Annotated in this window: 28 protein-coding genes; 18 read left to right on the top strand and 10 right to left on the bottom strand. The window is 68.6% G+C overall.

Annotated elements, in window-relative coordinates; genetic code table 11:
- Positions 1 to 85: 85 nt before the first annotated feature.
- The 13 genes from H0W40_RS09805 (at position 86) to H0W40_RS09745 (ending at position 10,141) form a co-directional block, all read left to right on the top strand.
- The gene (locus tag H0W40_RS09805; protein ID WP_292445723.1) at positions 86 to 385 is read left to right on the top strand and encodes a type II toxin-antitoxin system prevent-host-death family antitoxin; all 300 of its coding nucleotides are present in this window, start codon (positions 86 to 88) and stop codon (positions 383 to 385) included.
- Positions 386 to 391: 6 nt separating this feature from the next.
- On the top strand, positions 392 to 709 hold the full coding sequence (locus H0W40_RS09800; protein WP_292445722.1) for a CcdB family protein: 318 nt from the start codon (positions 392 to 394) through the stop codon (positions 707 to 709).
- A 3-nt stretch (positions 710 to 712) separates the two neighbouring features.
- Complete coding sequence (gene nudB, locus H0W40_RS09795) at positions 713 to 1,201, top strand: dihydroneopterin triphosphate diphosphatase (RefSeq protein ID WP_292445720.1); 489 nt, start codon at positions 713 to 715, stop codon at positions 1,199 to 1,201.
- Entirely contained in the window at positions 1,198 to 2,013 is an 816-nt protein-coding gene (locus H0W40_RS09790) for an endonuclease/exonuclease/phosphatase family protein (RefSeq protein ID WP_292445718.1), read from the top strand. Before nudB ends, H0W40_RS09790 begins: the two co-directional genes overlap by 4 nt.
- Before the next feature lie 186 nt (positions 2,014 to 2,199).
- Entirely contained in the window at positions 2,200 to 3,468 is a 1,269-nt protein-coding gene (gene clsB / locus H0W40_RS09785; protein ID WP_292445717.1) for a cardiolipin synthase ClsB, read from the top strand.
- Positions 3,469 to 3,583: 115 nt separating this feature from the next.
- Positions 3,584 to 4,795, top strand: a complete 1,212-nt coding sequence (locus H0W40_RS09780; protein ID WP_292445716.1) for a ligase-associated DNA damage response exonuclease — start codon at positions 3,584 to 3,586, stop codon at positions 4,793 to 4,795.
- Between the two features lie 6 nt (positions 4,796 to 4,801).
- A complete protein-coding gene (locus tag H0W40_RS09775) occupies positions 4,802 to 6,511 on the top strand; it encodes an ATP-dependent DNA ligase (protein ID WP_292445714.1) in 1,710 nt (569 codons plus the stop codon).
- Positions 6,512 to 6,589: 78 nt separating this feature from the next.
- Positions 6,590 to 7,351, top strand: coding sequence for a GTP cyclohydrolase I (folE, locus tag H0W40_RS09770; RefSeq protein WP_292445712.1), 762 nt, complete (start codon positions 6,590 to 6,592; stop codon positions 7,349 to 7,351).
- Between the two features lie 5 nt (positions 7,352 to 7,356).
- Positions 7,357 to 7,785 (top strand): BLUF domain-containing protein, encoded by a 429-nt coding sequence (locus H0W40_RS09765; protein ID WP_292445710.1) that lies wholly within the window; start codon positions 7,357 to 7,359, stop codon positions 7,783 to 7,785.
- A 91-nt stretch (positions 7,786 to 7,876) separates the two neighbouring features.
- Positions 7,877 to 8,221, top strand: a complete 345-nt coding sequence (locus H0W40_RS09760) for a helix-turn-helix domain-containing protein (protein WP_367153785.1) — start codon at positions 7,877 to 7,879, stop codon at positions 8,219 to 8,221.
- Positions 8,211 to 9,545, top strand: coding sequence for a type II toxin-antitoxin system HipA family toxin (locus H0W40_RS09755; RefSeq protein WP_292445706.1), 1,335 nt, complete (start codon positions 8,211 to 8,213; stop codon positions 9,543 to 9,545). The genes H0W40_RS09760 and H0W40_RS09755 overlap by 11 nt, the downstream gene beginning before the upstream one ends.
- A 78-nt stretch (positions 9,546 to 9,623) precedes the next feature.
- Positions 9,624 to 9,848 (top strand): addiction module protein, encoded by a 225-nt coding sequence (locus tag H0W40_RS09750; RefSeq protein WP_292445704.1) that lies wholly within the window; start codon positions 9,624 to 9,626, stop codon positions 9,846 to 9,848.
- The gene (locus H0W40_RS09745; protein ID WP_292445702.1) at positions 9,845 to 10,141 is read left to right on the top strand and encodes a type II toxin-antitoxin system RelE/ParE family toxin; all 297 of its coding nucleotides are present in this window, start codon (positions 9,845 to 9,847) and stop codon (positions 10,139 to 10,141) included. The genes H0W40_RS09750 and H0W40_RS09745 overlap by 4 nt, the downstream gene beginning before the upstream one ends.
- Positions 10,142 to 10,195: 54 nt before the next feature.
- Here the strand turns inward: H0W40_RS09745 and H0W40_RS09740 are convergent, their stop codons facing one another.
- The 7 genes from H0W40_RS09740 to H0W40_RS09710 all read right to left on the bottom strand — a co-directional run bounded on the left by H0W40_RS09740 (position 10,196) and on the right by H0W40_RS09710 (position 18,980).
- Positions 10,196 to 11,563 (bottom strand): methyl-accepting chemotaxis protein, encoded by a 1,368-nt coding sequence (locus H0W40_RS09740; protein ID WP_292445700.1) that lies wholly within the window; start codon positions 11,561 to 11,563, stop codon positions 10,196 to 10,198.
- 18 nt (positions 11,564 to 11,581) lie between these two features.
- A complete protein-coding gene (locus H0W40_RS09735; protein WP_292445698.1) occupies positions 11,582 to 12,295 on the bottom strand; it encodes an RNA polymerase sigma factor FliA in 714 nt (237 codons plus the stop codon).
- 46 nt (positions 12,296 to 12,341) lie between these two features.
- Entirely contained in the window at positions 12,342 to 13,349 is a 1,008-nt protein-coding gene (locus tag H0W40_RS09730; RefSeq protein ID WP_292445697.1) for a flagellar biosynthesis protein, read from the bottom strand.
- Between the two features lie 17 nt (positions 13,350 to 13,366).
- Positions 13,367 to 14,893: a flagellar biosynthesis protein FlhF gene (gene flhF, locus H0W40_RS09725; RefSeq protein WP_292445695.1), complete on the bottom strand. Its 1,527-nt coding sequence runs from the start codon at positions 14,891 to 14,893 to the stop codon at positions 13,367 to 13,369.
- 34 nt (positions 14,894 to 14,927) lie between these two features.
- On the bottom strand, positions 14,928 to 17,024 hold the full coding sequence (flhA, locus tag H0W40_RS09720) for a flagellar biosynthesis protein FlhA (protein ID WP_292445732.1): 2,097 nt from the start codon (positions 17,022 to 17,024) through the stop codon (positions 14,928 to 14,930).
- Positions 17,025 to 17,029: 5 nt separating this feature from the next.
- A complete protein-coding gene (locus H0W40_RS09715) occupies positions 17,030 to 18,187 on the bottom strand; it encodes a flagellar biosynthesis protein FlhB (RefSeq protein ID WP_292445694.1) in 1,158 nt (385 codons plus the stop codon).
- 139 nt (positions 18,188 to 18,326) lie between these two features.
- Positions 18,327 to 18,980, bottom strand: coding sequence for a hypothetical protein (locus H0W40_RS09710; RefSeq protein WP_292445693.1), 654 nt, complete (start codon positions 18,978 to 18,980; stop codon positions 18,327 to 18,329).
- Positions 18,981 to 19,140: 160 nt separating this feature from the next.
- On the opposite strand from H0W40_RS09710, the gene H0W40_RS09705 reads away from it, so the two are divergent.
- The 3 genes from H0W40_RS09705 to H0W40_RS09695 all read left to right on the top strand — a co-directional run bounded on the left by H0W40_RS09705 (position 19,141) and on the right by H0W40_RS09695 (position 21,292).
- Positions 19,141 to 19,437, top strand: a complete 297-nt coding sequence (locus H0W40_RS09705; RefSeq protein ID WP_292445691.1) for a DUF1330 domain-containing protein — start codon at positions 19,141 to 19,143, stop codon at positions 19,435 to 19,437.
- A 98-nt stretch (positions 19,438 to 19,535) separates the two neighbouring features.
- Entirely contained in the window at positions 19,536 to 20,753 is a 1,218-nt protein-coding gene (locus H0W40_RS09700; RefSeq protein WP_292445689.1) for a zinc-dependent alcohol dehydrogenase, read from the top strand.
- Positions 20,750 to 21,292, top strand: a complete 543-nt coding sequence (locus H0W40_RS09695; RefSeq protein WP_292445687.1) for a hypothetical protein — start codon at positions 20,750 to 20,752, stop codon at positions 21,290 to 21,292. Before H0W40_RS09700 ends, H0W40_RS09695 begins: the two co-directional genes overlap by 4 nt.
- A gap of 114 nt (positions 21,293 to 21,406) precedes the next feature.
- On the opposite strand, the gene H0W40_RS09690 is transcribed toward H0W40_RS09695, so the two are convergent.
- The 3 genes from H0W40_RS09690 to flgA all read right to left on the bottom strand — a co-directional run bounded on the left by H0W40_RS09690 (position 21,407) and on the right by flgA (position 23,085).
- Positions 21,407 to 21,805: a hypothetical protein gene (locus H0W40_RS09690; protein ID WP_292445685.1), complete on the bottom strand. Its 399-nt coding sequence runs from the start codon at positions 21,803 to 21,805 to the stop codon at positions 21,407 to 21,409.
- 86 nt (positions 21,806 to 21,891) lie between these two features.
- Positions 21,892 to 22,203: a flagellar biosynthesis anti-sigma factor FlgM gene (gene flgM, locus H0W40_RS09685; protein ID WP_292445683.1), complete on the bottom strand. Its 312-nt coding sequence runs from the start codon at positions 22,201 to 22,203 to the stop codon at positions 21,892 to 21,894.
- 138 nt (positions 22,204 to 22,341) lie between these two features.
- Positions 22,342 to 23,085, bottom strand: coding sequence for a flagellar basal body P-ring formation chaperone FlgA (gene flgA / locus H0W40_RS09680; protein ID WP_292445682.1), 744 nt, complete (start codon positions 23,083 to 23,085; stop codon positions 22,342 to 22,344).
- 142 nt (positions 23,086 to 23,227) lie between these two features.
- Here flgA and flgB point away from each other — a divergent pair, with 142 nt between their 5' ends.
- On the top strand, positions 23,228 to 23,632 hold the full coding sequence (flgB, locus tag H0W40_RS09675; protein WP_292445680.1) for a flagellar basal body rod protein FlgB: 405 nt from the start codon (positions 23,228 to 23,230) through the stop codon (positions 23,630 to 23,632).
- An 11-nt stretch (positions 23,633 to 23,643) separates the two neighbouring features.
- Entirely contained in the window at positions 23,644 to 24,063 is a 420-nt protein-coding gene (gene flgC / locus H0W40_RS09670) for a flagellar basal body rod protein FlgC (protein ID WP_292445678.1), read from the top strand.
- Positions 24,064 to 24,130 lie beyond the last annotated feature (67 nt).

The raw sequence follows: 24,130 nt of genomic DNA, 5'->3' as shown, positions 1-24,130 counted from the left end.
CTGGGATTGGTGTTCCTCCCTCTCCCCCTGGGAGAGGGCCGGGGTGAGGGCCAGCCGGAACTCTCCAGCATTCAAAATGGCTAAAATGGCCAACGTCGAATCGCTGCTCTCCACCATGAACGTCACCGCCACCGAAGCCAAGAACCGTTTCGGGCAGGTGCTCGAACAGGCCCAGCACAAGCCGGTCTTCATCGAGAAGGCCGGGCGCCGCCACAGCGTGGTGCTTTCGATCGAGCAGTACGAGACCTTGTTGCGCGCGCAGCAGCCCGCATCCAAAGCCGATGCCGGCAAGCGCTTCTATGCGAAGTACAAGGACTGGGTCGACGCGCAGAACCAACTGGTCGAGAAGTACGGGGTACCCGGCGAAGAGTTTCGCCCCTGGTAGCCCGGCATGGCCCAGTTCGACGTTTTCGAGAACCCGAGTCCGGCCCAGCGCGGCGGGTTTCCTTACGTCGTCGCGCTGCAAAGCGATCACCTGACGCACTACACCACCCGGTTCGTGATGCCGCTGGCACGGCTCGAGCAACTGCCGAAATCGACGCCACGAAAACTGGCGAGCGTCGTCACCGTTGCCGGCGAGACGCTGCACCTCGCTGCGCACCTGTGTGCGCCCTTGCCCAGCAAACTGCTGCGCAAGTCGGTGGCGACGCTTCGCCACGACGCGTCGGTGTTACGCGACGCCCTTGATGCCGTCGTCAGCGGCGTCTGAGCGATGCAGCCCTCGCTGGTCCACAAGATCCCCGAATCGGTCCTGGTGGTGCTCCACACGCCGGAGCTCGACGTGCTGCTGCTCGAACGCGCCGACCGACCCGGCTTCTGGCAGAGCGTCACCGGCTCCAAGGACATGACCGACGAGCCGCTGTTGGCGACATGCGTCCGCGAGGTCGCCGAGGAAACCGGCATCGTCATCGGCAGCCCCGTCGTGCCGCTCGCTGCGTTAATCGATTGGCAACTCGCCAACGTCTACGAAATTTATCCCGTCTGGCGCCACCGCTACGCGCCGGGCGTCACCCACAACACCGAGCATGTCTTCGGCCTCACGGTGCGCCGTGGCACAGCCGTGCGGCTTGCGCCGCGCGAGCATCTGCGCCATGCCTGGCTGCCGTGGCAAGAGGCGGCCGACCGGTGTTTTTCTCCCTCCAACGCCGAAGCCGTGCTCCAACTGCCGCGCTTCGTCGTGCGTTCCCAGGACTCCCCTTGAACCCGCTGCAATCCTCGAATCTGCCCCCTGCCACCGGCGGCGACCGCCTGCGCGTGGCCACCTACAACATCCACAAGGGCGTGCGCGGCGTCGGCCCCGGCAAGCGCCTGGAGATCCACAACCTGGGCCTGGCCGTCGAAGCGCTCGACGCCGACCTGGTGTGCCTGCAGGAGGTGCGCCACGTCGATCGCCGCAATGCGCGCCGCTTCGACCGCAGCTCGTTCGGCTGGCCGGCGCAGGGCCAGGCCGAATTCCTCGCGCCCGAGGGGTATGACGTGGCCTACCGCACCAACTGCACCACGCGCGACGGCGAGCACGGCAACGCGCTGCTGTCGCGCTGGCCGATCGGCGATCCGCGCCAGCACGACGTCTCGGACCACCGCTTCGAGCAGCGCGGCCTGCTGCACGTGCCGGTGCAGTGGCAGGACCGTCTGTTGCACGCCGTGGTGGTGCATTTCGGCCTGAGCCACGCGAGCCGGGTGCGGCAGGTGCAGAAACTGGTCGACTTCATCAAGGCCGATTTCGACGACGGCGCGCCGCTGATCGTGGCCGGCGACTTCAACGACTGGGGCGAGCGGCTCGATGCGCAGATGGCCAGCGCGGGGCTGAAGCGCGCGCTCGCGCCGGCCCGCGCCGGCGTACTGGCCCGGCGCGGCTTGACCTTCCCCTCTCTCGCGCCGATGTTCGCGCTCGACCGCGTGTACACCCGCGGCCTGCGTTGCTGCGGCACCTTCGTGCCGCGCGGCGGGACCTGGGCGCGCATGTCGGATCACCTGCCGCTTGTCGCTGAATTCGAACGGGCGGCAGCATGAGCGCGAAAGAGGTGCCCCGCGAAGCGGGGATCGAAGCGCGAATGCTGCCGAGCTGCCGACCGCCGGGCGCTGCGAGTTGCGCCAAGAGTACGGAGGCAGCAGCATGAGCCCGGCGCCGCCGTGACGGCGCCGGCGGTCGAGCCGTCCGCAGGCGGCAAGCAAGGCCGAAGCGGTTCCGGCGGCGACATGTCGCCGCTGGCCTGGTATGCGCAGCCGCGCGCCGTCTACAGCGGCGGCAACGAGGTGCAGTTGCTGCGCGGCGGCGACACGCTGTTTCCGGCCATGTGCGAGGCCATCGCCGCGGCGATGCACGAGGTCTGGCTCGCCACCTACATCTTCGACGACGACCCGGCGGCGCGCTGTGTCGTCGCCGAGCTGGTGGCCGCGGCCGAGCGCGGCGTGCGCGTGCGCGTGGTGGTCGACGGTTTCGGCTCGCAGCGCGCCCTGGCGGCGCTGCGCGAGCTGCTCGAGCCGCACGGCGTGAGCCTGGCCGTGTTTCGCCCGTTGCGCGGCTGGTGGAGCTGGTTGCAACCCGGCCAGTTTCGCCGCCTGCACCAGAAGCTGTGTGTGGTCGACGGGCAGATCGGCTTCGTCGGCGGCATCAACCTGATCGACGACCGGCGCGATCTGCGTCATGGCGAGAGCGAGCGTGCTCGGCTCGATTACGCGGTCCGCCTAACGGGCCCGGTGGTGGTGCCGATCGAGCACACCGTGCGCGCGGTCTGGACGCGTGTGGCCTTCGGCCGGGACTGGCGCGACGAAATGCGCCAGATCGCGCGCAGCGGCCAGCCGCTATTGCGCGCGCGCAGGCTGCTGCGCCGCATGCGCATCGCGCTGCGACGGCGCCCGCCCGCGCAAGGCCGGCCGCGGCAGATGGTGCCCGTGCGTGCCGCTTTCGTCGTGCGGGACAACGTGCGCCAGCGCCGCAGCATCGAGCGCAGCTACATCGAGGCGCTGCGCGGTGCGCGCGAGCGCATCGATCTCGTGTCCCCGTACTTCTACCCGGGCCGCAATTTCCGCCACGCGCTCACCGCCGCCGCCGGGCGCGGCGTGCACGTGCGCCTGCTGCTGCAGGGCAAGGCCGACTACCGCTTCGCCGCACTGGCGGCGCAGGCGCTGTACGACGAGATGCTTGCGCACGGGGTGCGCATCTACGAGTACCTGCCGGCCTTCCTGCATGCCAAGGTGGCGCTGGTGGACGACAGCTGGGCAACGGTGGGCAGCTCCAACATCGATCCGCTGTCGCTGCTGGTCAACCTGGAGGCGAACGTGCTGGTCGACGACCCGGATTTCGTGGCGCACCTGGCCCGCGAACTCGAGCGCGATTTCGCCGAGTCACGCGAGATCACGACGCCGGCCGCATTGCCCGGCTGGCGGCGCTGGATGCGGCGCGGCGTGGTCGCCTGGGCGGCGGCGGTGTACCTGCGGCTGGCGGGCGCGGCTGGGCGGTATTGAGCATGAGGGCTCGCTCTGCTCGCATGAAGGCTCGCGTCAATCGCCTGCAGGTCGAGGGTTTTGGTTCGGCGGCGATGCAGTCGCTTCTAGCCAGCGCGCCGAGCGTTCATCCTTCATGCCCGGAGACCTGATCGTCGAGCGCCCCGAGGGCCTGTATTGCCCGCCCGGCGACTTCTACATCGACCCGTGGCGGCCCGTGCCACGCGCGGTGATCACGCACGCCCACGCGGACCATTCGCGCGTCGGCCACGGCCACTACCTGGCCGCCGCGCCCGGCGAGGGCGTGCTGCGGGCGCGTCTCGGCGACATCGCGCTGCAGACGCTGGCCTACGGCGAGCGCATCGATCACTTCGGCGTGCGCTTGAGCCTGCATCCCGCCGGCCACGTGCTCGGCTCGGCACAGGTGCGGCTCGAGCACGGCGGCCGGGTCTGGGTCGCGTCGGGCGATTACTTCGTTGCCGGCAGCGGCGGCGAGCACGAGGACAACGCCACCTGCGAGCCCTTCGAGCCGGTGCGCTGCCATTGCTTCATCACCGAGTCCACCTTCGGCCTACCCATCTACCGCTGGCGGCCGCAGCGCGAGTTGTTCGGCGAGGTGAACGACTGGTGGCGCGGCAACGCCGCCGCCGGCCGGCCCAGCCTGCTGATGGGCTACAGCTTCGGCAAGGCACAACGGCTGTTGGCGGGGGTGGACGCGGGCATCGGCACGATCGTCGTGCATGGCGCTGTCGAGACGCTCAACCGCGCTTACCGCGCCGCCGGCGTGCGGCTGCCGGACACCAAGTTGGTAAGCGAGGTGACCGACAAGGCCGAATTGCGCACGGCGCTCGTCGTGGCGCCGCCCAGCGTGCATGGCAGCGTCTGGTCCCGCCGTTTCGTCGGCGCCAGCGATGCGTTTGCCAGCGGCTGGATGCAGTTGCGCGGCGCCCGCCGTCGCCGCGGCGTGGACCGCGGCTTCGTGGTCTCCGACCATGCCGATTGGCCGGGCCTCGTGCGCGCCATCGCCGCGACCGGCTGCGAGCGCGTCATCGTGACCCACGGCTACGAGGCGGTGATGGTGCGCTGGCTTCGGGAGCAGGGGCTGCAGGCCGGGTCGTTTCGTACCGAGTACGGCGACGAGGCGCTGGAGCGTCCCGAGGTGGAGACCGATCGGGCGGATGCCTCCGGCGCGGCCGATCAGAACGAGGCGGCAACTGCGACCGACGCAATCACCGCCACCGGTCAGAGCCATGCAGCCGTCGCGGTTGATGGCGATCCGGCGAGTCGCATCGAACCCCCGGCCGTCGGCGATGCGCCCGGCACTGCACCACCAGGCGCCGCCGTCTGAAGCGCCATGCGCGCCTTCGCCCAGCTCTACGCCGAACTCGACGCCAGCACTTCCACGCTGGACAAGGTCGCCGCGCTGCGCCGCTACTTCAGCGCAGCGGAGCCGGCCGACGCCGCCTGGGCGGCGTATTTCCTGGCCGGCGGCCGTCCGCGGCAGGTGGTGCCGACTTCGGTGCTGCGCACGCTGGCCTGCGAGGGGGCCGGCATCGCCGACTGGCTGTTCGAAGAGTGCTACCAGGCCGTCGGCGATCTGGCCGAAACGATTGCGCTGGTGCTGCCGCCGCCCACGCGCGAAAGCACGCTCGGGCTGGCTGCCTCGGTCGAGCAGTTGCTGGCGCTGCGCGGTGCGGCGCCCGAGCCCCAGGCCACCGCGGTGCGCGACTGGTGGGATGCACTGGACACCGCCGGCCGTTTCCTGCTCGTCAAGTTGATCGGCGGCGGGTTTCGCGTCGGTGTGAGCAAGCTGCTGGTGCAGCGTGCACTGGCCGAGGTGGCGGGCCTGGACGCCAAGCTGGTGGCGCAGCGCATGATGGGCTACACCGATGCCAAGCGCGCGCCCGATGCCGCGCGCTACGCGGCACTCTTGGCACCGGCCGAGGAGGGCGCCGCCCGCGCGGCGGGCGAGCCTTATCCATTTTTCCTCGCCCACCAGATCGAGGGTGAGGCGGGCGACTTCGAGGCCCGGCTCGGCGCGCCTTCGCAGTGGCTGGTCGAGTGGAAATACGACGGCATCCGCGCGCAGCTCGTCAAGCGCGCCGGCCAGGTGTGGCTGTGGTCGCGTGGCGAGGAGCTGGTGACGGAGCGCTACCCCGAGGTGTGCGCGCTGGCCGCGTGCCTGGCCGACGGCACGGTGCTCGATGGCGAACTGGTGGTGTGGCGAGACGGTGAAGGCGAGGGCGGACCGGCGCCCTTCGCGCTGCTGCAGCAGCGCATCGGCCGCAAGACGGTGAGCAAGAAGATGCTGGCCGAGCTGCCGGTGCAGCTCGTTGCCTACGACCTGCTCGAATGGCAGGGAGTCGATTTGCGCGGCGAGCCGCAGCATGTGCGCCGCGCCGCGCTCGAGGCGGCCTTGCAAGGCACGGCGCTGCGGCTGTCGCCGGCCGTGGTCGCGCCCAGCTGGCAGGAACTCGCCGCGCTGCGCACTGCCTCGCGTGCGCGCGGCGTCGAAGGCTTCATGCTCAAGCACCGCGACGCGGCCTACGGCAGCGGCCGCAGGAAACAGGAGGGGCTGGTCGGCGGCACATGGTGGAAGTGGAAGATCGAGCCGATGAGCGTGGACTGCGTGCTCGTCTACGCGCAGCGCGGCCATGGCCGTCGCGCGAGCCTCTATACCGACTACAGCTTCGCGGTGTGGAGCCGCGCGCCGGCCGATGCGGCCGAGGCGCAGGCGGTGATCGATGCCATCGCGGCGCGCAAGCCGGCCGAGCCGGGGGCGCTGCAGCTGGTGGCCTTCGCCAAGGCGTATTCGGGACTCACCGATGCCGAGTTCACGCAGGTCGACCGCGTGATCCGCGCCAACACGCTCGAGAAGTTCGGCCCGGTGCGCAGCGTGCGGCCCAGCCTCGTGTTCGAGCTCGGTTTCGAGGGCATCAACCGCAGCCCGCGCCACAAGAGCGGCATCGCCGTTCGCTTCCCGCGCATGCTGCGCCTTCGGCCGGACAAGCCGCTGCACGAGGCCGATACCTTGCAGGCGCTGGAGGCATTGCTGGGCGCATGAACGGACACTTTCCGTGCAAGCCGGTAGCATCAGCCGATCGCTGCGCCCGACGCAGCGCCTCCCAGCGAGATGCCCCCGATGAACGCGCCTCCTTCCCTCGGCTCGCCCTTGCAGGCCGTGACGCCTGAAACTGCGCCCGACCGCACCACCGACGATGTCGGTACGCCCGTCTCGGTGAAGATCCGCGAGCGCATCAAGGCGCAACGCAAGCGCTTCCACGCCAACGACAACATCGCCGATTGCATCGAGCCCGGCGAACTCGAGTTGCTGCTCGAGGAAGTGGCCGGCAAGATGCACGCCGTGCTCGACAGCCTGGTCATCGACACCGAGAGCGACCACAACACGCAAGACACCGCCCGCCGCGTCGCCAAGATGTACGTGAGCGAGGTCTTCAAGGGCCGCTACATCGCGCAGCCGCCGGTCACCGAGTTCCCGAACATCGAGCGCCTGAACGAGCTGATGATCATCGGCCCGATCACCGTCCGCAGCGCCTGCTCGCACCACCTGTGCCCGATCATCGGCCGGGTCTGGATCGGCGTGATGCCCAACGAGCATTCCAACCTGATCGGACTAAGCAAGTACGTGCGCCTGGCCGACTGGATCATGAGTCGCCCGCAGATCCAGGAGGAGGCGGTGATCCAGCTCGCCGACCTGCTGCAGGACAAGGTGAGCCCCGACGGCCTGGCCATCGTGATGGAGGCCGACCACTTCTGCATGCACTGGCGCGGCGTCAAGGAAACCAACGCCAAGATGATCAACAGCGTGATGCGCGGCAGCTTCCTCAAGGACGCCAGCCTGCGCCGCGAATTCCTCTCGCTCGTCGGCAACCGAAGGGACTGAAAGCCATGCTCGTCCGTCTGCTCTATGCCAGCCGCGCCGCCGAGCCGGTGACGCCCGTCGTCATCGATGCCATCCTGGCGCAGGCGAGGGCGCACAACCCCGCGCTCGGCGTGACCGGCATCCTGTGCCACTGCGGCGACACCTTCCTGCAGGTTCTGGAAGGCGGGCGCGATTCCGTCAACATTCTCTACACGCGCATCTCCTGCGACCCGCGCCACCGCAACGTTGCGGTGCTGCACTTCGAGGAGGTTGCCGAGCGCCGCTTCGCGGGCTGGACGATGGGGCAGGTCAACATGGCCAAGGTCAACCCGTCGATCGTGCTCAAGTACAGCGAGATGCCGCAGCTCGATCCGTTCACGGTGTCGGGCAAGGTGTCGATGGCGCTGCTGGAAGAGCTGATCGCAACGGCAGCGATCGTGGGGCGGGCCGGGTAGGCAGGGAATCGTTTGCCGGGCTGTTTCTGACCAGTCAAAACCTGAATCGACGAACGCCGCAAGCTTGCTATAGCATGCAGTAAGACGCACAATGCGTTTTATGGCACGTGCACCGACCTCTCCAACGCCCGAAGCAGTCGCACTCCAAGCCAAGGCGCTCGGAGAACGCATCCGGGCAGCGAGAACCCGGAGAAAACTCCGCCGGATGGATCTCGCTGAACGGACCAGCCTGTCCCGCTCGACCGTCGAAGCCATCGAGCGCGGCGATCTGGGCACGGGCCTCGGCGCCTATCTGCGCGCGCTGTGGGCGCTCGGGCTCGAGCAGGAGATGTCCATCGTGGCCGACCCCGGTCTGGACCGCGACGGGCTCTCGCTGGAGCTGTCTGCGCAGAGCAAGCGGGTTCGGGTGCAGAGGAAGGTCGACAATGACTTCTAGGGTGCCGCAGGCCGCGTACGTCTGGGTTTACCTGCCGGGGGACGTCGAGCCGACGCTGTGCGGCCGCTTCGACCACAAAGTCACCGCTGATCGCGCCGTGGGCAGCTTCGTCTACGGCCGCAGCTATCTGGCCAACACGCGGGCGCTCGCGATCGATCCAGTCGCCTTGCCACTCCACGGCGACCGGCTGTTCGAGACCGTGTCCGAACAGGGGACCTTCGGGGTCATCTCCGATGCGATACCCGACGACTGGGGCCGCTATGTCATCGACCGCCGGCACGGCAAGCAGGACTTTCCGGTCGGATACCTCCTCCACTCTCTGGACGACCGGGTCGGAAACCTTTCCTTCAGCGCCCACGACGCCGAGCGGCCGCCACTCAGGCGGGAATCGGCCCCGCTTCCGGGTTTGCGGCTGCTCGACGATGCGCTGCGCATCGTGGCGGGGCTCGAAGCCGGACAGTGGGTGCCTCCCGAGCTGGAGGATCGCATCATGCTCAACACCGCGATGGGCGGCGCACGGCCCAAGCTGACCATCGCGCACGAGGGCGCGCAGTGGCTCGCCAAGCTGCCCTCGCGGCGCGACGATCCTGAAATCCCGGCGGCGCGGCTCGAAGCTGCAATGCTCGATCTCGCATCGCAGTGCGGCATCGGCACCGCGCAGGCCCGCGTCGTGAACCTCGAGGGCGGCGACGTTCTGCTCGTCAAGCGGTTCGACCGCACGCTCATCGCCTCCGAAGGGCAAGCGTCGGGGTGGGCGCGCGATGCCTACCTGAGCGCTCGCTCCGTTTTCGCCTCGCGGCCGGCCGTGCAGGCGTACAGCTTCGCCGGCTCCTATCCGCGGCTCGCACGCGAACTCGGTCGCTACAGCTCGCATCCGCTGAACGACCGGCACGAACTGTTCCGCCGCATGGTTTTCAACTGCGCCACTTCCAACACCGACGACCACGATCGCAATCACGGTTTCATCGCGAACGACGATCCGAACGCCAGCCCCGGCACCTACCGACTCGCGCCCGCCTTCGATCTGGTTCCCCGCATTCATGGCACCAGTCGCCGTTTTCAGGCACTCGCCGTCGGCGACGGCGGGCATGCACCGGGAATCGACAACATCATGAGCAGTCATGCCGCGTTCGATCTCACGGAGGCCGCAGCGCTTGGGATCGTCGATGACGTTCAAGCCACGGTTGCCGATCGGTGGCGCCACTGTCTGAAGAATCAAGACCTGTCGGCGCTTGCCCTCAGGCGCCTGTCGAAGTGTTTCGAGCCGCTGCCGGCGATGGCGACGAAGGACGTTGAAGGGGGCTCTGCGCCGGTGGCGCGGTGAACAGCACCCAGCACACACGGACCCGGGTCGCCTCTCGTGTGGCAATCTCCCAATTGATTCCCAGTGTCAGGAGGCGCCATGATTACCCCAGTCCACGACCTTGAAGCAGAAGTGCTCGGTCTTCCGCCGGAAGATCGTGCTCGACTGCTCGAGCGCCTGATTGCCAGTTTCGAGCCCAAGTCAAGGGCGCAGAAGCCTTGGACGGAACTCGCTCTTCGCCGTCACGAGGATGTTCGAAGCGGGAAGGTAGCCATGGCGCGCGGAGACGAGGCGCTGGCACGCATCCGAGCCAGGCTGCCGTGAGCCACTGGATTCCCCCTGACGCCGAAACCGAACTGGGTGACGCGGCCCTCTACTACGCGACGCACGCCAGTAGAGCAATTGCCGAGGCTTTCCAGGCCGAGTACGAGCGGGTCCTGGATCTTCTTGTCGAGAATCAGCAGCGCCGCCCTCACTTGGACGGCGACCTGCGCGTCTATCACTTCGACAAGTTTCCGAACACGGTCGTCTATGCGGAAAACGAGCGCAAGGGACCGCAAATCTTCGCTGTGGTGCATCAAAGCCGCGAGCCAGAGTACTGGGGCGGTCGCCTGTAGGCGTCGAAACGCAAACGGCGCCCCGCGGGCGCCGTTTTGCTGAGGGCACAACGCTCAAAACCTGAACGCCAACCTCACCCCACCCCAGTGCCGCCCGTTCACCACCACCGGCGCCGCCACTTCCTTCATCACCACGAAGTTCCCGCCCCCCATGTCGCGCCGGTAGGTCTGCAGCAGGAACGGCCGCGTGTTGCGCGCTGAAGCCAGGCCGGTGCGGTCGTTGAAGATGCGCCGGTAGCGGCTGTTCGCGGTGTTCCAGGTCACGTCGCCAGATCGCTGCGCATGGCAGTACTGCTTGTTGTGCGTGGCCACATAACCGTTGCGGTCCACCGAGATGCAATAGACCACCTTGTCGCTCAGGCCAAGCAGGCGTTCCTGCACTTGCGGGAACAGCCGGTCGGCCAGTGCGACGAAACGGGCGGTGTGTTGTGCGGGGTTGGTGCCGGGCAGCGACTGGTAGGCCTCGTCGAACAGGTCTGCCTCACTGATGGCCTGCGTGCGCAGCGCGTCTTCGAGCAGTTGGGTGATCTGTGAGGCGGCTTCCTGCGCGCCGCGGATGTAGGGCGTGTCGTCGGTGTCGACGCCGCAGCCGGCCACCACCTCGATCAGCGTTTCGCTGACCTTGAGAAAAGCTTCGCTGCGCGTGTTGGCGGTGGTCAATGACTGGCCCGAGCGCTGCATCTCGCGCTCGATGGCGCCCATCTGCCCGCTCAGGCCGTCGCAGATGCCGCGGCTCTGTTCGGCCGCCACGCTGATGCGGCCCACGCCGTCCTGCACTTCGGCCAGCGCGCGGTGAAACGCGCCTTTCGCTGCATCACCTTTGGCTGGATCGGTTTGTGCGTCGTTCGGCAACTGGATTTCCAGCGCCAGCGCACCGACCCGGCTGTTCAGTTCAGCCACGGTGCTCATGATCGCTTTCGACGAGGCCTCGACCTGCGCCGACAAGTCCTTCACCGCGCCGGCCACCACACCGAAGCCACGGCCGGCCTCGCCGGCACGCCCGGCCTCGACCGATGCGTTGAACGCGACCAGCCGCGTCTGCAGTGCGATCTGCGTAATCTGCCCTGCAGCGGCCGCTACCTGTTTCAGTGTTTCGACGATGCCGCTCACTTCGGCGCCCACCATCGCCACAGCCTCGCGCGCACGCTCCACCGCTTTCAGGCTCTCGGTGGTGGTGTCCGCGATGCCGCCCTGGGCACGCTGCACCTCGGTCACCTGCCCGGCCAGCGCTTGCACGGCGCTTGCCTGCTGCTGGCTGATGCGGGCGGTGTCCTCGATGAGGCCGCGCACTTCGGCGGCGTCGTGTCCGAGCCGCGAGGCCTGGCGCGAGATGGCCAGCACGGCATCGCGCAGGTCGGGCGCGGCGGGCGCCGGCGCCGGTGCAACGGCGGCCGGTTTTCTGTTTTTCAGCAAGGCAAACACGGTGTCGCCCTTTCCGGGTCAATGGTCGCGCAGCCGGGCGCGCAGGCGCGCGATGCTCTGGCTGTGCAGTTGGCACACGCGAGATTCGGTCACGCCGATCACGGCGGCGATTTCCTTCAGGTTCATGTCCTGCTCGTAATACATGCTCATCACGAACTGCTCGCGTTCGGGCAGCAGCTTGATGGCGGCGATCAGCGCCTCGCGCATGCGGCGGTCCTGCAGCATGCCGAGCGGGTTCTCGTTCTCGTCGGCGACGTGGCGGTCCAGGAAGTCGTGGTCGCCGTCGTCGCCGCTCATGTCTTCCAGGTAGACGAGTTGCGTGCCGCGCACCTTGCCGAGCAGCTCCTGGTAGGCGGTCAGCGTGATGCCCATCTCGCGGGCGATGTCGCTTTCGGCCGGCGCGCGGCCGTGGGCCTGCTCGAGCTTGCGCACCGCGGTTTCGATCTCGCGCTGCTGCTTGCGGCTGCCGCGGCTCATCCAGTCGGCACCGCGCAGCTCGTCGAGCATGGCGCCGCGGATGCGCTGAGTGGCGAAGGTTTCGAACTGCACGCCTTGTGCGGCATCGAAGCGGGTGGAAGCGTCGGCCAGGCCGATCATGCCGACTTGAATCAGGTCGTCGATCTCCACGTTGGCGGGCAGCTTGGCGATCATCTGATGCGCGAGCCGCCGCACCAGCGGGGAGTACTGCTTGAGCATCGCGTTGGTCTCGAGGCGACCTGTGGCGGTGTACATGGCTCGGGCTCCGGTTTCGGGATCTGGCGTGTTGCGGGGAATGAGATCAGGGCCGGCGCTGCGCGCGCGGGCCATGGCGTTGGGTCAATGCCGGCAGGGCCGAGCCGTGCGAGGCGGGCCCGGCCGAACTGCAAAGCGCGCCGAAGCCGCTGTCGCCGGTGCGCTGCCGCAATGCACAGGCGAGTTGCTCGCGCACCAGGTGCTGCAGTGCGGGGCTCGGCGCATCGGTGGCCGACTCGACTGGATCGATGGCGACCCAGTCGTGCAGCGCAGCATCCAGAAAATCATCGGCACAGCGCGCCACGCTCTCGGCCACCAGGGCGGCGCGCGGGGAGCCGGGCTCGGCACTGATGAGAAGGTCGTGCGCCATCAGGCCGCTGCGCAGCGCCAGCAGCTTGATCGCGCTGTAGGCGTGCGTGATGCTTTCGTTCTGCTCGTCGCACAGCACGATGGGGCGCAGCGCGTGCGCCTGCATCTCGTGCACGCGGCGGGTCAGCAGGCGTGCGAGGTCGGCGGCGCTGGCATGCAGCAATACGACATCGACATCGGGGGCCGCCTCGGCCACCGCGTCCAGGAAGCCGGAGGTGGAGCCGCTGGCATCGACGAAGCGCAGCGCCAGGCCGCGCGCGGCCAGGAAGCGCACTTGCGGGCTGAGCACGTCCACGCCCTCGGCGAGATCGAAGCTGGCCAGCTCGCTCGGCGCGCGGGAGCGCTCGCCGGCATCCACCACCAGGGTCGACAGGCCCAGCTCGGCATATGCCGTGCAAAGCCGTTCGAGCAGCGCGCCGCCGAAGGCGAGGTTCGGGTTGGAGACCACCGCGACGAAGCGCAGCGTGTGGCCGGTGAAGAGCCGCCTCAGGCCCTGGGCTTGGTCGATCGGCCTGCCGGCTGCCGAATGGAGAGCCGCATCGGCCGCGCTTTGCGGATCGAGGCCGGCATCGGCCGCATGCAGGTAGTCGGCGAGCGGCATGCGCGGTCGTGGCGGCAGTTCGTCGAGTTGGTTGAACCAGCTGTCGGTGGCGGGCGGGGGGGCGCGATGGGTGCGGCTGCTCATGCGGTTCTCCGCGGCTTTCAGAACGCGGGCGCAGCCGGGCGCTGCGCTCGCGCAGCGGGCTGGGGTGCTGCGAACACGAGGTTCATGTCGTTGGCATCGAAGCGGTAGGCGGGGCTGCCGCCGGCGCGCAGCGCGCGGTGCACCAGCGCCTGGGCCGACAGGCGGTGCCAGTCTTCCGGCACGCGCTGGCCGTTGGCCACGGCCACCACCTTGAGCTTGTGGCGGATCAGCGCGTCGAGCGCCGGGCCGAGCTTGACGGCCTCGTCGAGCTTGGACAGCACGATGCCTTTGCAGGCGGCGGCGTGGTAGGAAATCATCACGTCGTCGATGGTCTCGCCCTGCACCGCGGCGTTCACGACGAGCAGCTTGCGGATGGAGCGGTGGCCGAGCATTTCCAGCAGCTCGCGGGTGCGGGTGTCGCGCTGGGCGACACCGGCGGTGTCGATCAGCACCATCTTCTTGGCCGAGAGCAGCTCGAGCAGGTCTTCGAGCGCCGTGCGGTCGTGCGCGGTGTGCACCGGCACGCCGAGGATGCGCCCGTAGGCGCGCAGTTGTTCGTGGGCGCCGAGCCGGTAGGCGTCGAGCGTGATCAGGCCGAGGTTGGAGGCGCCGTGCTTGGTGGCGAAGGCGGCGGCAAGCTTGGCCGTGGAGGTGGTCTTGCCCACCCCGGTGGAGCCGATGAGCGCGTAGACGCCGCCCTGGTCTTCGAGCGGCGCTTCGTCCTCGCCGGTGATCAGGTTGCGCTCCAGCACGCCGGCGGCCCAGGCCTGTTCGTCGCCGATATCGCCTTTCATGCCGACCACCAGTTTGCGGATCAGCAGGGGCGAGAAGCCGCAGTCGAGGAGCTTTTGCGTCAGGCGGGCCTGCTCGGGCTGCTTCTGGAGTTTTTCCATGAAGGCCAGGGCGCCGAAGCGCTCCTCGATCAGGCCCTTCATGGAGCGCAGCTCGCTCATCATGGCGGCGTCGTGCTGCGGCTCGCGCTGGGCGTGCTCGGCAATCGATGGCGTGGCGCGATGCGGTGCTTCTTCTGCAATCGCCTCGCGACGGGCCGGTGCGACGCTGCGTGCGAGGCGCTGCTCGACCGGCTCGGCGGCGGCGACCACGGCCGCGGCGGCCCGTGCGGTGCTTTGCGTCTCGGCCCTTTGCTCGGCCTCGGCGCGCAGCGCGGCGTCTCGTTTCTTGAGCATGCGCTCGCGCACGTAATCCTGGAACGACAGCGTGCTCATCGCGAGCTGTTCGGCGTCGTTGGCGACATCGGGTGCGCTGGCCGGCCGGGCGACCGGCGGGGCCGGTTGGGCCGGCTGGGACCGGGCGGCCTGCTTGACCGGTGCGGGCAGGGCGGCGGGCGCCTGCTGCACGGCGGGCGTCTGCTGCGCGGCGGCCATCTGGTGCATGGCGGCCAGCGCCTGCGGCGCCATCGCCAGCATCTCGATGCCTTCGGCGCAGGGCTTGGTGGAAAGCACCACGGCGTCGTCGCCGAGCGTCTGGCGCATCTTTTGCATCGCGTCGCGCGATGTGCGGCCGGTAAAGCGTTGGACGTTCATGCGCTGCCCCTCGAATCGTTGAATGCTGTATTGATCACGCTGCTGCACCGATAACTGACGCGATACGGATCGAATGCGTGTCGGGGATCTCGCTGTGCGAGAGCACCTTCAGGCGTGGCGCGCTGCGCTTGAGCAGGCGGGCGATCTGCGAACGGATGGCGTCGGGCACCAGCAGGCAGGCCGGCAGGCCGAGGTCTTCCTGGCGCTTGGAGGCATCGGCGGCGGAGCGAGTGAGCGTGTCGGCCACGCCGGGGTCGAGCACCGGGCCGTGCGCGGAGGTGAGCGCCTGGGCCAGCAGGCGTTCGAGCTCGGGTTCGATGGCGATCACTTCAAGCTCCTTCACCGGGCCATAGATCTGTTGCACGATGGCCGGGGCGAGTGCCACGCGGATGCGGCGGGCGAGCTCGGTGGGGTCGTTGGCCAGGTTGGCGTTGCCGCCCACGTGTTCGGCCAACGCCTCGATCACCGAGCGCATGTCGCGGATGTGCACGCCCTCTTCGAGCAGCAGCTGCAGCAGTTTCTGGAGTGCGGCGATCGGAACCATCTTGGGAACCACGTCTTCGATGAGTTTGGGTGCCAGCTTCGTCACGTGTTCGACCAGTTGCTGCGTTTCCACGCGTCCCAGCAGGCGAGCTGCGTTTACCTGCATCAAGTGTGAAAGGTGGGTCGCGACCACGGTCGCGCAATCAACCACCGTATAGCCGGCCATTTGCGCCGCTTCTCGCTGGCGTTCCTCAACCCAGGTGGCGGGCAGGCCGAAGGCCGGGTCGGTGGTGCTGGTGCCGATCAAGGGCGTGCTGACGTTGCCGCCGTTGATGGCCAGCAGCATGCCGGGGAAGGCCTCGCCTTCGCCGACCACCGCGCCGCGCAAAGTGAGGCGGTACATGCTCGGGCGCAGCTCGAGGTTGTCGCGGATGTGCACGGGCGGCGGCAGGAAGCCGACGTCCTGCGCGAACTTGCGGCGCACGCCCTTGATGCGCGCGAGCAGGTCGCCCTGGCGTTCCTTGTCCACCAGCGCGATGAGGCGGTAGCCGACTTCCAGGCCCAGCGTGTCCACCGGCTGCAGATCGTCCCAGCTCGCCTCGGCGTCGGGCGCCGGGCCGGCCTTCGCGGTGGCCGGTCCCGCCGCGGCAGCGGCCTTCGCCTTGGCTTCGCGCTGGCTCATCCAGTACGCCAGCCAGCCGAGCAGCCCGGCAATGAGCAGGAACACGAGATGCGGCATGCCGGGAATGACGCCGAGCAGGCCGATCACGCCGGCGGTGATGGCCACGGACTTGGACGTCTTGAACAGCTGGCCGATCATCTGCTCGCCGACGTCTTCGTCCTTGCCGACGCGCGAGACGACCAGCGCGGCGGCCACGGAGATCAGCAGCGCCGGAATCTGCGCGACCAGCGCATCGCCGATGGCCAGCAGGATGTAGCTGTCGGCCGCGGCGCCAGCCGACATGTCGTGCTGGACCATGCCGATGATCAGGCCGCCGACGATGTTGATGACGAGAATCAGCATGCCGGCCATCGCGTCGCCGCGCACGAACTTGCTGGCACCGTCCATCGAGCCGTAGAACTCGGCTTCGTCGCCCACTTCGATGCGGCGGCGCTTGGCTTCCTTCTCGTCGATGAGGCCGGCGTTCAGATCGGCGTCGATCGCCATCTGCTTGCCGGGCATGGCGTCGAGCGTGAAGCGCGCACCGACTTCGGCGATGCGCTCCGCACCCTTGGTCACCACGATGAAGTTGATGACCACCAGGATCGCGAACACGATCAGGCCGACCGCGAAGTTGCCGCCGATCAGGAAGTGGCCGAAGCTCTCGATCACCTGGCCGGCCGCGCCGGGGCCGGTGTGGCCCTCGAGCAGCACCACGCGCGTGGAGGCCACGTTGAGCGACAGGCGCAGCAGCGTGGTGAGCAGGATGACGGTGGGGAAGGCCGCGAAGTCCAGTGGCTTGACCATGTAGGCCGAGACCATCATGACCATCAGCGCGCAGGCAATGTTGAAGGTGAACAGCAGGTCGAGCGCCAGCGGTGGCAGCGGCAGCACCATCATCGCCAGCACCATCAGCACCAGCACCGGCACCGCGAAGCTGCGGATGAAGCGGTGGTTGCCGAGCAGGCCGTGCATTTGGGCGAGCATGGGGTTCATGCCGTCGCTCCAGCGGCGGGTGCGTTGTGCGGATCGAGCTCACGGGGCACCTGCAACTCAGGCAGCGCGCCCGGCATCTGCGCGCGCCCGCTCATCGCGGCGCGCAACTGATACACGTAGGCCAGCACCTGCGCCACCGCGCTGTACAGCGCCACCGGAATGTCGCGGTCGAGCTCGGCGTGCGCATAGAGCGCACGAGCCAGCACGGGGGCCTGCAGCACCGGCACGTCGGCGCCCTTGGCGGCGTCGCGGATGCGCATCGCCATCAGGTCGGCGCCCTTGGCCACCACGCGCGGTGCGCCGGTCTTGCTTTCGTCGTACTTCAGTGCCACTGCATAGTGGGTCGGGTTCATCACCACCAGGTCGGCCTTGGGCACTTCGCCCAGCATGCGGCGGTTGGCCATCTCGCGCATGCGCACCTTCACCTTGGCCTTGATCTCCTGGTTGCCCTCGAGCTCCTTGTGCTCCTGCTTGACTTCCTGGTGGCTCATCTTCAGGCGCTTGGCATGCTGGAACACCTGGATCGGCACGTCGAACGCCGCGAAGACAGCCAGCGTCAGCACCAGCAGTCCCAGGCCCGCCAGCACATCGCCGCCCACATGCGAGACGGCGGCCGGCAGCGGCAACGCCAGTGCGGCGGCGAAGTCGTCGAAGTGAAAGGCGAGGTAGAGCCCGCCGACCGTGCCAAGCGCCAGTGCGAGGGCACAGGTGCGCAGCGTGTCGATCAGCCTGTCGATCGACACCAGCTTGGGCACGCTCGTGAGCACATTGAACTTTTCGAACTTGGGCTTCAGAGCCTTGACGCTGAAGTTCCACCCGCCGAGCGCCATGCCCGTGGCCAACGCCACCGCCATCATGACGCCGCCGAGCGGCGCCACCGCCCAGGTGAACTGCACGCCGAATTCGGCCAGCCGCTCGCTCATGGCAGCGGGTGCGGCAACTGTGCCGCGGTCGAAGGTGAGACCCCGTATCACCAGGGTCTCGAGCCAGCCCGCCACCGTGGGCGCGAGCAGCGCCAGCATCGCCAGCCCGGCGGCGACGGCGCCCAGATGCCCGAGGTCGCGCGAGCGCGCAACCTGGCCGTCCTCGCGTGCCTTGCGGAGCTTGCGCTCCGAGGCTGGCAGGTTGCGGTCTTGGGCGCCTTGGTCGGCCATGGGCGGGTCGCGTGAGGGAAGAGTCCGGGGTCAGGGGATTCTTCCGGCGCGAGGCCGCAACTTGAGCGGGATAAGCGGGGTGGGGACGGTGCTTTTCTCGGGGCGGGGCGGTCCGAAGCCCGGTCTGCCAGATGCTGTTCTAGAAAAACCCCGCCTTCTGCGCCGCCTCCGCCACCGCCCGCGTCAACTCGCTGAGTTGCGCCCCGGCATCGCCCGATTCCCCCGCGGTGGCCGTGCCGCTCCACATCAGCTTGCCGCTCGCCACGTCGGTCAACGCGCCGTTCAGGCCCTGCCGGTAGGCGGGGCCGCCTCCGCCGATCGGCAGCGAGATGCCGATGCCGCCGCCCACGCCGATGCGCCCGCTGCCGAAGCCCCCGACGCCAATGCCGACAGTCGGGCCGGAAGGGCGCAGGGGCAACATCTCGCTCACCACGGCGGCGCTCAGCACCGCCTGTGCGCCTGCCGCGCGGGCGGCCGGCAGATAGGCGCGGGTCGCCTGCTCCCGGCCGGGCACCGGGTTGGGCAGGTCGTCGGGCGCGATGCTCGCGGTGGCGCCATGGGCAACCACTTCGGCGGCCAGCCGGTCCTGGCACAGGCGCTTGACGGCAGCGTCGGGCGCTTCGCACACCACGAGGACGGTCGTGTCGCGCAGCGAGCGGCCCTGGAACTGCGGATCGGTCCACTGCGCGCCGATCTCGGTCGTCGCACAACCGGCGGCGGCGAGCAGCAGCGCGACGGCCGATGCGGCCTTCATGCGTGTGCAGGGGGTCGAGGTCTTGCTCGGTTGTTCCATCGCGCGGCTCCTGATCGAAGCCGCAGCTTATAGCGCGCGCAATGGCCTCGTGTGCCCGCCGCCGAGGCCAGAATCCTTTGCGCGCGGCCGAAGCGCAGCGCGATGACCAGCGTGAGCCGCACCGGCCCGGCACGCGGCCCCTGCACAAGGAGCAACCCGAATGACGCAAACACCTTCCGCCTTCGTGATCGGCAGCATCCGCATCAAGGATGCCGACAAGTGGGCGCAGTACCACGCTTCGGTGCCGGCCACGCTGGCAATCTGGCAGGGCGAGATCCTGCTGCGCGGCCGGCGTGCGCGCCTCTTGAGCGGCGATACGTCGCACACCGATACGGTGGTGATCCGCTTTCCCGATGCCGCCGCCGCCGAGGGTTGGTACCGCTCTGCCGCCTACGCTGCGCTCATCCCGCTGCGTGAGGAGGCGGCCGAGGTGCTGCTGGTGAGCTACGAGGAATAGCGGCCCGCGCCCGGCCGAAGCGCCGGCTCGTCGGGCCATGGGAATGGCAATTGCCGCAGGGCGGGTTCCCGTCCGCCGACGATTCCCTGGAGCCCCTCATGAAAGCCCTTTGCTGGCACGGCAAGAAAGACATCCGCTGTGACACCGTTCCCGATCCCCGCATCGAGGACCCTCGCGACGCCATCATCAAGGTCTCCAGTTGTGCCATCTGCGGCTCCGACCTTCACCTCTTCGACGGCTTCATGCCCGGCATGAAAGCGGGCGACATCGTCGGCCACGAATTCATGGGCGAGGTGATGGAGGTCGGCGCCAACAACAAGAAGCTCAAGGTGGGCGACCGGGTGGTGGTGCCTTTCACCATCACCTGCGGGGAATGCGAGCAGTGCCGGCGCGGCAACTTTTCCGTGTGCGAGCGCAGCAACCGCAACAAGGACCTGGCCGACAAGGTGTTCGGCCACACCACGGCGGGCCTGTTCGGCTACACGCACCTGACGGGCGGCTATGCCGGCGGCCAGGCCGAGTACGTGCGCGTGCCTTTCGCCGACGTGGCGCCGGTCAAGGTGCCAAGCAATTTGACCGATGAGCAGGTGCTGTTCCTCGGCGACATCTTCCCGACCGGCTGGCAGGCCGCAGTGCAATGCGACATCCAGCCCGAAGACACCGTGGCGATCTGGGGCGCCGGGCCGGTGGGGCAGTTCGCCATCCGCAGTGCCGTGCTGCTGGGTGCGAAGCAGGTGATCTGCATCGACCGCGTGCCCGAGCGCCTGAGCATGGCGCGCGCCGGCGGTGCCATCACGATCAACTTCGACGAAGAAAGCGTGCTCCAGCGGCTGAAGGACCTGACCAACGGCAAGGGACCGGAAAAATGCATCGACGCGGTCGGCATGGAATCGCACGCCACGCGTTCCATCGACGGCTTGTACGACCGCGCCAAGCAGGCGGTCATGCTCGAGACCGACCGCCCTCACGTGCTGCGCGAAATGATGTACGTGTGCCGCCCGGCCGGCATCCTTTCGGTGCCTGGGGTTTACGGCGGGCTGATCGACAAGATCCCGTTCGGCGCCTTCATGAACAAGGGCTTGACGATGCGCACGGGGCAGACCCACGTGAACCGCTGGACCGACGATCTGCTGCGCCGGATCGACGAAGGCCAGATCGATCCGTCCTTCGTCATCACCCACACCGTGGGCCTCGAGGAAGGCCCCGACATGTACAAGACCTTCCGCGACAAGCACGACGGCTGCATCAAGGTGGTGATCAAGCCCGGGCAAACGCCGAAGCAACGCAAGCCGCAAGCGCAAGGAGCGATGGCATGAACCAGCTCGCCAAGCTCAACAGCACACACCGGGGCCGGGCGGCCTTGCGCAACGCGCGCGGCCTGGGTCTGTTCAGCATTGCGCTGGGCATGGCTGAATTGCTCGCACCGCGTGCCGTGGCGCGAGCCACCGGTCTGCAGGGTCACGAACTGCTGCTGCGCGCCTACGGCCTGAGGGAAATCGCCACGGGTTTCGGCTTGCTCACCTCGGCCCGGCCCACGCGCTGGCTCTGGGCCCGCGTGGGCGGCGACGCGCTCGACATGGCCACGCTCGGTGCCCGCTTGCACGATGGGAACCCGCATCGCCTGAGCACCGCCGTTGCGCTCGCTTCGGTGGCAACCGTGACCGCCGTGGATTCAGCCTGCGCGCGCTCCGTGGAACACGCCGCCGAGGCGGCCGACGCGCCGGTGCACGACTACAGCGATCGGCGCGGCCTGGCCGACGTTCCGACACAGATGCGCGGCGCTGCCCTTGAAACCTTCGAGATGCCGCAGGACATGCGCACCCCGGAGGCACTGCGGCCCTACGTGGTGCATTGAGCCGCCGGTTCGAACCGCATTGTGTTTCGACGGCTCGAGCTGCGGTCGACCGCCTGTCCCGTCACGGGCCGGGGCTGAGCGTTGAGCCGCGCGCTCCGGCGCCGCCCGCTTCGATCAGGCCCGCGCGAGACCGCTGTGTGCCTGCAGCGCGGCAGCGCCATTCGCGGTGTAACCCGAGGCCTCGCGCGGCAGCAGCACCTCGATGGCCCGGTCGAGCGCGGCCGTGGCTCGGGCCAGGGTGTTGCGCTGAGTGGCCACCTGGCCGCTCGCAACGACCAGACGCTGTCGCAAGGCCGGCGGCACGGCGCCCTGGCGCGCGGCGCGGCGCACGGTGTCGAGGGCGCGAGCCAGCGACTGCTGCAACGCGGTGGCGGCGGTATCGATGGCGCCGCCGTCTCGCTCCAGCAGCGATTGCGCCAAGCCAGCCAGCCGCAGTTCGACATCGGTGATCACCGCCTCGAGCGCGTCGTCGGCGGGAGGGAGCGAGGCGGAGCTGCGGTCGGTGCTTTGCATGGCGGGGCTGAGAAGGGTGCTCGCAGAATCAGAATCGGCAGGTGGCTGCCAGGCAGGCGCCACCCGAGAAGAAAAGCTTCGGCGGCTCAGCGCTTGGCAGCGCCGAGCAGCTCTTGCGCGTTGGAGATGAGCTTGTCGGCAATGGCCGCGGCGTCGATCTTGAAGCTGCCGTCGGCAATCGCCTGTTTGATGCGCTCGACCTTGGCGGCGTCGAACTCCGGCGTGGCGGCCTGGGCCATCAGGCCGGTGGCGGCGCTGGAGATCTGCACCGAACTCGCGTCCGAGGCCGGCGCTTGGGTGGCGCCACGCGCCTTGGCTGCGGCGGCGCCCGCTTCGGCGTTGGCACGGGACAGCGTGGCCGCATCGGCCGCCGGGGTGGAAGTGATACCGATCTTCATGAGGGACTCCTGCAGTCCGGGGCAAAGGCCGCCAGACGGTTCAACATGGTGGGGTATCGACGCTCTGGCGGTGAACTTGAAGGGTTGATTTGTAACAGCAGCGCCGGCCGCGAGCCAGTCGAGGGAAACAAGCCGGTCTCACAACCGTACCTCGACCTCTCGCTCGCCCGTCGCCAAGCCTGTGACGATCCGCCCGCTTTCTGTCCGCACGCGCACCTGACTGCCGTCCAGACCGACGCTGATCGCGCGGCCCTGGCCCTCGACGGAAAAGCCGGTGCCGATCGCGACGAGCCGCACCGTGTCGCCCGCGGCGAACCACTGGCGCGCCCGCACATTGCTGCTGCGCAGCGCGTCGCCGGCACTCACCATGCGCGTCAGGGTACGGCCGACCGCCTGCTGCGCATCGGTCAACACCGCGCCGTGTTCGGCAGCGAGATCGACTTCGGCTTCCTGCAGATCGGCCTCGGCGAGCACCGTGCCCGCCGCGAGCGCGCTCGACGCGACCAGGGCGGGGCCGAACACCTTTACGGTGATCGGCAGATAGACATTCCAGCGCTTCGGGCCGCTCAGACACCGCAGGCCCACGCGCGTGCGGCCCCAGGGCTTGAAGCCATTGGGCAGATAGGGCTCGACCTGCTCACAGGGCGCCAGCCGCAGGCGCGGGTTGAGGCGGCCCACTTCGATCTCCACGCGCAGGCCGTCGGCCGGCCGGGCACTTTCCAGTGCCAGGCTGCGGGCCCGCTCCTCGAACGCTTGCGCAAGCGCCTGCGCCGCAGGGGCTTCCTCGGCGCTTAGCGGTGCAGCGCCGAGCAGCAGCGCTACCAGCAAGGCCGGTGCGGCACGCCGAAGCGCGCGGGAAAACAAAGGTGTCGTGCTCTTCATTGCCTCGGCACTCTAAGTGCGGCGCCGCGAGGCTGCGGCGGGAATTGGCGGCGAAAGTGCCCGCTATTCCCGCTCATGTTTTGTACGGTGGCGCTCAAGATCGCCCCATCGCCACCCAGCGTGGCCGCAGCGGCACACCATCATGTTGGATCGCCTCACCAATTCGCTGAACTTCCAGACCGAAGCGCTGCTCCTGCGCTCGGAGCGGCAGCGTTTGATCGCCAGCAACATCGCCAACGCCGACACGCCGGGCTACCAGGCCCGCGACATGGATTTCGGCGCTGCACTGCGAGAGGCCACCGGCGCCGCGCAGCCCGGCAATGCCTTATCGGCCACCCGGCCCGGGCACTTGAGCCCGGCGGCAGGCGCACGCAGCGAAACGGGTCTGAAGTACGCCACGCCCAGCCAAACCAACCTCGACAGCAACACCGTCGACATGGACCGCGAGCGCGCGTCCTTCGCCGACAACGCGGTGCACTACGAGGCCACGCTGCGCTTCATCAACGGCAGCGTGCGCACCATGCTCAGCGCCATCACCGGCCAGTAAGGAGAACCCATATGTCGATGTTGAACATCTTCAACGTCAGCGGCAGCGCCGTCAGCGCGCAGAGCCAGCGGCTCAACGTGGTGGCCTCAAACCTGGCCAACGCCGACACCGTGGCCGGGCCCGACGGCCAGGCCTACAAGGCGCGCCAGGTCGTGTTCCAGACGCTGCCTTTCGGCGCGCCGGGCGAGGCCGCGGCCACCGCCGCCGGCGTGCAGGTCACGCAGGTCAGCGAAGACCAGACGCCCGGGCGCCGCGTGCTCGATCCCAAGCATCCCAAGGCCGACGTCGACGGGTACGTGACCTACAGCAACGTGAACGCGGTCGAGGAGATGGTCAACATGATCTCGGCTTCGCGCTCGTACCAGAACAACATCGAAGTGATGAACACCGCCAAGACGCTGCTGCTGAAAACGCTGCAGATGGGCCAGTGAACACCGCCTCCCACTGAAAGACCCGCATGGCCTCCACCGATCCCATCAACGGCAGCTCGGCCGCCGC

Origin of the sequence: Methylibium sp. (genome assembly GCF_013817345.1) — a bacterium.
Classification (GTDB): Bacteria; Pseudomonadota; Gammaproteobacteria; order Burkholderiales; family Burkholderiaceae_C; genus Methylibium.
This window is presented reverse-complemented; position numbering and strand designations above follow the sequence as displayed.